10 protein-coding genes are annotated in these 8,352 nt (G+C 58.0%); 7 read left to right on the top strand and 3 right to left on the bottom strand.

From position 1 onward, the window contains the following. Nucleotides 1-14: 14 nt before the first annotated feature. Nucleotides 15-485 carry a DUF6456 domain-containing protein gene (locus Q0239_RS13820; protein ID WP_298603847.1) on the top strand — a complete coding sequence of 157 codons (471 nt, stop codon included), beginning with the start codon at nt 15-17 and terminating at the stop codon, nt 483-485. Here the strand turns inward: Q0239_RS13820 and Q0239_RS13815 are convergent. Further along, nucleotides 482-1,369, bottom strand: coding sequence for a CPBP family intramembrane glutamic endopeptidase (locus Q0239_RS13815; protein WP_298603844.1), 888 nt, complete (start codon nt 1,367-1,369; stop codon nt 482-484). The two genes, Q0239_RS13820 and Q0239_RS13815, sit on opposite strands and share 4 nt — an antisense overlap. Nucleotides 1,370-1,417: 48 nt before the next feature. Beyond that, a complete protein-coding gene (locus Q0239_RS13810) occupies nt 1,418-3,208 on the bottom strand; it encodes an ABC-F family ATP-binding cassette domain-containing protein (protein WP_298603842.1) in 1,791 nt (596 codons plus the stop codon). A gap of 59 nt (nt 3,209-3,267) precedes the next feature. Between Q0239_RS13810 and Q0239_RS13805 the strand changes: the two genes are divergently transcribed. The 5 genes from Q0239_RS13805 to Q0239_RS13785 all read left to right on the top strand — a co-directional run bounded on the left by Q0239_RS13805 (nt 3,268) and on the right by Q0239_RS13785 (nt 7,381). Beyond that, the gene (locus tag Q0239_RS13805; protein ID WP_298603840.1) at nt 3,268-4,125 is read left to right on the top strand and encodes a D-amino-acid transaminase; all 858 of its coding nucleotides are present in this window, start codon (nt 3,268-3,270) and stop codon (nt 4,123-4,125) included. 18 nt (nt 4,126-4,143) lie between these two features. After that, on the top strand, nt 4,144-4,854 hold the full coding sequence (locus Q0239_RS13800) for an SIMPL domain-containing protein (protein ID WP_298603838.1): 711 nt from the start codon (nt 4,144-4,146) through the stop codon (nt 4,852-4,854). 86 nt (nt 4,855-4,940) lie between these two features. Further along, nucleotides 4,941-5,240: a PepSY domain-containing protein gene (locus Q0239_RS13795; protein ID WP_298603836.1), complete on the top strand. Its 300-nt coding sequence runs from the start codon at nt 4,941-4,943 to the stop codon at nt 5,238-5,240. A gap of 82 nt (nt 5,241-5,322) precedes the next feature. Next, on the top strand, nt 5,323-5,988 hold the full coding sequence (locus tag Q0239_RS13790; RefSeq protein ID WP_298603834.1) for a response regulator transcription factor: 666 nt from the start codon (nt 5,323-5,325) through the stop codon (nt 5,986-5,988). Nucleotides 5,989-5,992: 4 nt separating this feature from the next. Then, complete coding sequence (locus Q0239_RS13785) at nt 5,993-7,381, top strand: ATP-binding protein (RefSeq protein ID WP_298603832.1); 1,389 nt, start codon at nt 5,993-5,995, stop codon at nt 7,379-7,381. Here the strand turns inward: Q0239_RS13785 and Q0239_RS13780 are convergent. Then, on the bottom strand, nt 7,378-7,668 hold the full coding sequence (locus Q0239_RS13780; protein ID WP_298603845.1) for a chorismate mutase: 291 nt from the start codon (nt 7,666-7,668) through the stop codon (nt 7,378-7,380). The two genes, Q0239_RS13785 and Q0239_RS13780, sit on opposite strands and share 4 nt — an antisense overlap. Nucleotides 7,669-7,764: 96 nt before the next feature. Between Q0239_RS13780 and Q0239_RS13775 the strand changes: the two genes are divergently transcribed. Then, nucleotides 7,765-8,352, top strand: a 588-nt coding sequence (locus tag Q0239_RS13775) for a polyprenyl synthetase family protein (RefSeq protein ID WP_298603830.1), incomplete at its 3' end; no start/stop codon positions are given.

Genomic DNA, 8,352 nt, shown 5'->3' with positions numbered 1-8,352 from the left:
TTCGCGACCCGCGCATGGTCGTCGAACGAGCGCTGCCTGACCCGAACGACGACGGTTGCCGTCGCAAAGCAAGGCGGACGGTCACCATCAATCTGGCTGAATCGCCGCTGTCCTGGCTGCACGCGCATGGTCATTTGTCTGACCGGCAATTGCTGGCGGGAGAGAAACTCCGCGCCGATTATGAGAACGCCTGCCTTGGTGCGCGAATTACTATGGTCTGGGATTCCTCGCCGGTGTCGCGCGGCAAGCGCAGTGCGCCTTCGTCCTTCACACCTACCGAACGCGCGTTGCACGCCAAGCAGCGTTTCGATGACGCCATGATGGCGCTGGGCCGCGATCTCAGCGATATTGCGTGGCGGGTGATCTGCGCAGGCGAGGGGGTTCCGGTTGCGGAAAAGGCGATGGGCTGGCCGTTGCGCTCAGGCAAGCTGGTGCTGAGAATAGCGCTCGACCGGCTGGGGGATTATTACCGGCTGCCGGACTAACCGTTTGGCTTTCCTTTGAATCGTGCCCAGCTCATCGGGATAAACTGACCTTCCCGATGCGCCCGGCGCAGGATGTAGAGCCCGATAAAGGTGCAAATCAGCATTGCCGGTAATGACGCTTCGGCACCAAACGCGCCGCCCGAAATCCATTCAGACCCGCTGGATTGGCTGATCAACAGGCCGTCGATATTCGTGCCTGAAACCTTGACACCAAAAACCCCACCTTGCGTTGCGTTCCATGCCATGTGCAATCCGATTGCCGCCCAAAGCCGTCGCGTCAGCATATAGATAGCCCCCAGCATGACCCCCGCCTCGATGGCGATTGCAAAGGCGGCAAGCCAGCTGGCGTTGGGGTTGGTGATATGCAGCACGCCGAACAAGCCGGCGGAGAAAACCAGCGCAGCGACGCTGCCCAACCATTGTTCGAACAATCGGAATACGACGCCGCGCAGTAAAATCTCTTCGGTGACGCCAGAAATAATCGCCATTGCCGCAACTGCAGTTAAAACTTCTGGGCCATTTGTTCCGGTGATCCGATACCCGCCCAGCGCAGCGATAACGGCTATGGTCAGGACCATGGCTCCAGCGCCGATTGCGGCGCCGACACCCCATTCGCGAGCTGCTCCTGCCAGAACAAAGTCGGTAAATGGTTTGCGTTCAAGGTAGTGCGTCAAAAGCCAATAGACAGCGATGCACGACAAGGCCGTAGCGCTGTTCACAAACAGCTCCTGAAAATCAGTGCGCCCGACGGGCGGCGCAAGTGCCTGAGCAGCGATTTGGGGAATAGCGATGGCAAAACCGATCGCGAAAAATTCAAGGACCATCACGAAAAGCGGATGAGCCGTTATGCGCTTGACCACGGATACAATTTTTGATGTCGACACGTCTCAACCTCTTTGTGTGTGAAACACATAGTTCAGTGTCTATCTAACTCAAGCGGTTAAAGCCTCGACCATCTCTGCCAATTCTAGCCAGCGTTCTTCTGCCGCGTCTTTTTCGGCGCGGAGTTTTTCGATCAGCGCGGTCAGTTCTGAAAAACGTGCCGGGTTGCGGCTGTAAAGGCTGGCATCAGACATTTCCTCCTCAGCCGTGGCAATTGCGGCTTCAATTTCCTCGATTCGCTTCGGTAACAGATCATAATCGCGCTGATCCTCGTAAGTCAGCTTGGCGGCCTTGGGCGGAGGGGGCGCAGCTAGCGCAGGCGCCGCCTTTTGCGCTTTGGCCACATTTTGCGGACGGCGATCACGCTTAGCCTCCCAGTCGGCATAGCCACCGGCGATTATGTCGACCTTGCCTGAACCATCGAGGCCCAGCGTCAGCGTGACCGTCCGGTCAAGGAAATCACGGTCGTGACTGACAATGAGGACGGTGCCTTCATAATCAGCGATGACTTCCTGCAACAAATCGAGCGTTTCGAGGTCGAGGTCGTTGGTAGGCTCGTCGAGCACCAGCAGATTCGCTTCGCGGGCAAATTCGCGTGCCAACAACAAACGTGAACGTTCGCCGCCTGAAAGCGTCCCGATGCGGGCCTCAACCAGATTGGGGTCGAAGAGGAATTCCTTGAGATAGCCCTGGATATGTTTTTTGTGCCCGCGAACGGTTATCCAGTCGCTGCCATCGGCCAACACATCGCGCACCTTTTTTTCAGGCACCAACAATTTGCGTTGCTGGTCGATGATTATGCCCGTCAGCGTTTTCGACAGGGTGATCTTGCCCTCATCCGGCTGCATTTCACCGGTGAGCATCCGGATCAGTGTCGTCTTGCCTGTGCCATTGGCGCCGACGATACCGATGCGGTCGCCGCGCTGGATGCGCAGGGTGAAATCGCGGATGATCTTGCGGTCGCCAAAGCTTTTGGAAACGCCCTCTGCCGCAATCACCGTCTTGGTCTTGGATTCGTCAGAAGCCGCCGCCAGCTTGGCCGTGCCTTGCGGGCCAAGCATCGCCGCACGTTGCGCGCGCATTTCCCACAATTTGGCGAGCCGGCCTTGATTGCGTTTGCGCCGCGCAGTCACCCCGCGCTCAAGCCAGTGCGCTTCAATCTTCAGCTTGGCGTCGAGCCTGTCAGCTGCGCGTGCCTCTTCGGCATAGACCGCCTCCATCCACGCCTCATAACCACCGAAACCGATTTCGTTGCGACGCAAAGATCCGCGGTCGAGCCAGAATGTCTGGCGCGTCAGCCGGGTCAGGAAAGTTCGGTCATGACTGATGACCATGAAGGCGCCCTTGTAGCGTGTCAGCCAGTCTTCGAGCCATTCAATCGCGGCCAGATCAAGATGGTTGGTGGGCTCGTCGAGCAGCAACAGGTCAGGTTCGCTCGCCAGTGCGCGGCAGATGGCTGCACGCCGCCGTTCGCCGCCGCTCGCGGTCTTGGCGTCGCGGTCGAGATCGATACCCAGCTGATCCGCAATACTGCGGATCTCATGCTCGGGTGGTGCTCTCTCGCCCGACATGCAGTAGTCGATCAGCTTTTCGAACGGTGCAAAGTCGGGGTCCTGTTCGAGCATCACGATATTGGTGCCCGGAACCACCGTACGCTTGCCCTTGTCGGGTTCGATTATTCCAGCGACGAGCTTCATCAACGTCGTCTTGCCCGCGCCATTGCGTCCGATCAGTGCCAGCCGATCGCGTGGACCGATATGGAGGTCGATGTCGCTGAAGAGCCAGCCAGCGCCTTGCTGTAGCGACAGGCCTTCATAGGACAGGATGGGAGGGGCAGACATGGTGCGGGGCGGATAGGGGGAAGGTTGACGCGATGCAAGCTCTCGCGCAAAGCCATTCCATGCGCACAGTCTATCTCAACGGCCAATATGTCCCCGAAACCGAAGCCAAGGTGTCGGTCTTTGACCGCGGCTTTCTGTTTGCCGACGCGGTTTACGAAGTAGTTTCGGTCATCGATGGAAAGTTGATCGATTTTGATGGCCATGTCGCTCGCTTGCATCGTTCGATGGCCGAACTGCGCATGTCGCAACCGCCGGAGCGCGAAGAGCTGCTCACTATGTGCCGCGAACTCGCCGCGCGCAACGCGCTGAGCGAAGGCATGATCTATTTTGAGGTCACACGCGGTAATCCGGGAGATCGCGATTTCCTGTTTCCGTCAGCCGAGCTTCAGCCCACCATCGTCGGCTTCACCCAAAACGCTTCGCTCGTGGACCGGCCACAGGCCGAAAGCGGGGTTTCGGTGGTTACACTGCCCGACCGTCGCTGGCAGATGGCGCATGTGAAGACCACACAACTGCTCTACGCCTCTTTAATGAAAGCCGAGGCAAAGGCGCAAGGTGCGGACGATGCCTGGCTGGTGCGCGACGGTTTCATCACCGAAGGCACTTCGCAAAATGCGCATATCGTGACGAAGCTGGGCAAGCTCATCACCCACCCGCTCGACAACAGCATCCTGCACGGCATCACCCAGTCAGCGGTGCTCGAACTGGCGCGGCAGGGCGTTGTCGAGGTCGAGACGCGATCCTTCACAGTCGAGGAGGCCAAGGATGCCGCCGAGGCAATGGTGACCGCCGCCTCTGCCTTTGTCCTTCCGGTAACCCGTATAGATGGCGTTCAGCTTGGGGATGGCAGATGCGGGCCGATCACGCGGAAGTTGCGCGAAACTTATATCGAGTTTGCACGCTCCTCCGCGATCTGATCGCTACAAGGAGTATCTATGCGCAAGCTGATAATCGCAGCACTTTTGGCAACCGGCAGCATCACGGGGCAAGCTATGGCAACCGAAGTTCATATCACTGCAACCAATCCCGTCATCGACCTTTCTGTGACTGAATATGTCGATGCAACCCCCGACGTCGCTAGTTTTTCAACCGGCGTGCAGACGCTGGCCCCGACCGCCAACGAAGCCGTCCGCCAAAATAATATACAGATGGCCGCTGTTATCGCGCGGCTGAAGAAACTCGGCATCGCGGACAAGGATATCCAGACGACCCAGATATCGCTCAACCAGCAGTTTGATTACAACGAAGGACGGCAGGTTTTCCGAGGTTTCGAAGCGAACAACACTGTTACCGCCAAGCTGCGCGACCTGAAGAAATTGCCGCAGTTTCTTGACGCGCTGGCTAGTGATGGTGCCACCAACTTCAGCGGCCCGAGTTTCTCGGTCGATGATGATAGCAAGCTAAAGGAAACCGCGCGTGACAAGGCATGGGACAGTGCGATGAAGCGTGCCAATGCAATCGCGCGCAAAGCTGGCTATACCAGTGCGCGCGTTTTGCGCGTTGAGGAACAGTCAGGTGATTTTGGCGGCTATCCGATGCCGGTGATGGCAGTGCGCGAACAATCCTCGGCCAAAGACACGCCCATTGCGCCAGGTCAGGTGCGCGTCGGTTCGACGATGAATTTCACCTTTGAAATGGTGAAATAAGCAGTGATGCGGGGCGGCTTTATCCTTACCAAAACCTTGACGTGCCGTTCAGACTCAGTTCAATGCGGCGCGGATATCTGGGTGTTATGAAACAAGCCGTCCTGCTCCTTCTCGCTACCGCATTGGCCTCTGCCAGCATCACTGCGCCTGCATCGGCCCGTAAGGGTGACGATCAAGGCAAGGCGCGCGAGCAGATGAATTCGGGCAAGGTGCTTTCGCTGCGCGAAATCGAGGGGCGCGTCGTCCCCCGGATGCGCGGCATGGAGTATCTTGGCCCCGAATATGATGGCAACGCGCAGGTCTATCGTCTGAAATTCATCGATTCGGGCCGCGTCATCTTTGTCGATGTCGATGCGCGATCAGGCAGTATATTGCGTCAACGCTGAGCTGCAGCCTTTGGTTTGCGCCTGCCGTTCAATCTGTTATCTCCGGTAAATCGAAAATAACCAAAGGGAGCAAGGAAGCCTCATGCGCATCCTGATCGTGGAAGACGAACCAACGCTGGGCCAGCAGCTCAAATCGACGCTGGAAGGTGCGGGCTATGCCGTCGACCTGTCGACCGACGGCGAAGACGGCCATTTCATGGGCTCCACCGAAAATTATGATGCGGTGATCCTCGATCTCGGCCTCCCGGAAGTTGACGGATTGACGGTGCTGGATCGCTGGCGGCGCGAGGGGAAGAAATTCCCCGTTCTGGTGCTAACTGCGCGCGATAGCTGGTCGGACAAGGTCGCAGGTCTCGATGCCGGTGCCGATGACTATCTGGCCAAGCCTTTCCAGACTGAGGAACTGATCGCGCGCCTTCGCGCATTGATCCGCCGCGCTTCGGGCAATGCTTCGTCAGAACTGACGGCCGGAGATGTCCGCCTCGATACGCGTTCGGGCCGCGTCACCCTTAATGGTGAACCGGTGAAGCTCACCGCGCAGGAATATAAGCTTTTGTCTTATCTGATGCACCATAAGGGCAAAGTCGTCAGCCGTACCGAATTGATCGAACATATATACGACCAAGACTTTGACCGAGACTCGAACACGATCGAAGTGTTCGTGACTCGGATCCGTAAAAAGCTTGGTCAGGACGTGATTTCGACCATTCGCGGTCTTGGCTATAGCTTGGAAGAACCGCGCGGCTGACATCATGGCGGATGAAGCGGGCCAGGTCGCTCCGGTAACGACAGCAGATAAGCCCGCAAGCGGCACCGGCTCTTTGAGCCGCCGCATGATCATCATTGCCGCCGGCTGGATAACCCTGCTGTTAATTGCTGGCGGGTTGGCGCTTGATCGCGTGCTGGTCAACGCTGTGTCGGACAATTTCGACGACCAGATGGAATATGTGCTGACGGCCATGATCGCCTCGGCCGAAATTGGGCCAGATGGAGAGGTGCGCCTCAATCGGCCGCTCGGCGACCAACGTTTTCTTGAGCCAAATAGCGGGCTGTACTGGCAGATTAGCGGGAAGGGCAAAATGCCGTTCCCGTCGCGTTCGTTATGGGACCGGACGTTGCGGGTCGATCTGAGTCACAACGATGCCAAACCCCATTTCCGGTCGAGCGAAGAGTTCGCGGGTGAACCGCTCCGCATCGTTGAACGCGCGATCGTCCTGCCCGATAGCAACACCCGCTGGATCTTCATGGTCGCGCAAAGCCGCGAGAGCCTCGATGCGCAAATCACCGAATTGCGTACCGTATTGGCGACAGCCTTTGCGGTGCTGGCATTCGGCTTGATCATCATGGCCGCATTGCAGACCTTTTACGGACTATGGCCATTGCGCGATGTGCGCCGGGAGATTGCGGCGATGCGCAGCGGCAAACAGCATCGCATCCAGGACGCATTGCCTGATGAAGTGATGCCAATGGTAAATGAACTCAATGCGTTACTTGACCATAATGAGAAGCAGGCTGAAGAGGCGCGGCGCCATGCAGGTAATTTGGCTCATGCGCTAAAGACACCACTGACAGTTATCATGAACAGCGCAACGGCGCAGGCCCCTGATCTTTCAGAAACGGTGATCCGCGAAGCGACGACCATGCGGCGACAGGTCGATCACCACCTCGCCCGGGCCCGCGCAGTTGGGCGGCGTGGACACAGTCACAGCAGGGCCGAAGTTTGGCAAAGCCTCGAATCGGTCGAGCGCGCGGTCGGACGCCTTTACCGCCATGTCCGCCTCGACATGGCAGGGAACAAAGAGGTTGCGGTGCGTGTCGAGCGACAGGACCTCGATGAAATGATTGGCAATCTGGTCGAAAACGCCGCCAAATATGGCGGTGGCAGCGTCTTCGTCACCGTTGAGGATCAGGGCGATATGGTCGGGATAATCATTGAGGATGACGGTCGCGGTATCCCCGAAAAAGACAGGGCGCGCATATTCGATCGCGGGGTTCGTCTAGATAGCGGCAAACCAGGAACCGGTTTGGGTATGGCTATCGTTCGAGATGTCGCCGAAATCTATAACGGCACAATCGAGTTGGACGAGAGCGAAGATATGGGTGGGCTTTTGGTGCGGCTCAGATTGCCCAAAGCGCTCTAACTAGCTCCGTCCCTTATCCGCTCATGATGGCGGATGACCTCATCGATGATGAAACGCAGGAATTTCTCGGTAAAATCGGGATCGAGATTGGCGTCTTTCGCCAATTGGCGCAGCCTCTCGATCTGCCGCTCTTCGCGACTGGGGTCAGCGGGCGGCAGCTTGGTCGTGGCCTTATATTCGCCCACTGCCTGCGTGATTTTGAAACGCTCGGCGAGCATGAACACGAGTGCCGCATCGATATTGTCGATGCTCTCGCGATACCGGGTGAGCTTGTCGTCCTGTGCCATCATCCACTCCATGCCGTGCCAAGGCGCGACAGGCAAGCGGCATTGCAGCTTTTGCACTTGCGCGCGGGGCTGCCGCTTGCCAAGGCTTTGGAGGATATGACTGCGACCATTCACCAACTTGGCGCCGCGCGCACGCCTTCGCTCCAGCCGATGCTCAATCTCGTGGCTCCGGAAATGAACCGCGTGAATGCGGTGATCCTCGATCGGATGCAGTCCGAAATCCCGCTGATACCCGAACTGGCAGGACATCTTATCGCCGGTGGCGGAAAGCGGATGCGGCCGATGCTGACGCTCGCTTGCGCACGTTTGCTCGACTATCCGGGGGACCGGCACCATAGGTTGGGGGCTGCGGTGGAATTCATCCACACCGCGACACTGCTGCACGACGGGGTGGTGGATGGCAGTGATATGCGGCGGGGTAAGACCGCCGCAAACCTTATTTTCGGCAATCCAGCCGCCGTTCTCGTTGGCGATTTCCTGTTCAGCCGTTCGTTCGAACTGATGGTCGAGGATGGATCGCTGAAGGTTCTCAAGATCCTGTCGAATGCGTCGGCGGTGATTGCCGAGGGTGAGGTGAACCAGCTCACCGCACAGCGGCAGATTTCCACCAGCCAGGAAAAATATCTCGACATTATCGGTTCGAAAACGGCGGCGCTGTTTGCTGCGGCCTGCCGCATTGCTGCG

Source organism: uncultured Sphingorhabdus sp., from assembly GCF_937872355.1.
Lineage (GTDB): Bacteria > Pseudomonadota > Alphaproteobacteria > Sphingomonadales > Sphingomonadaceae > Sphingorhabdus_B.
Note: the sequence above shows the minus strand (reverse complement) of the source record. Positions and strands in the feature narration are given on the sequence as shown.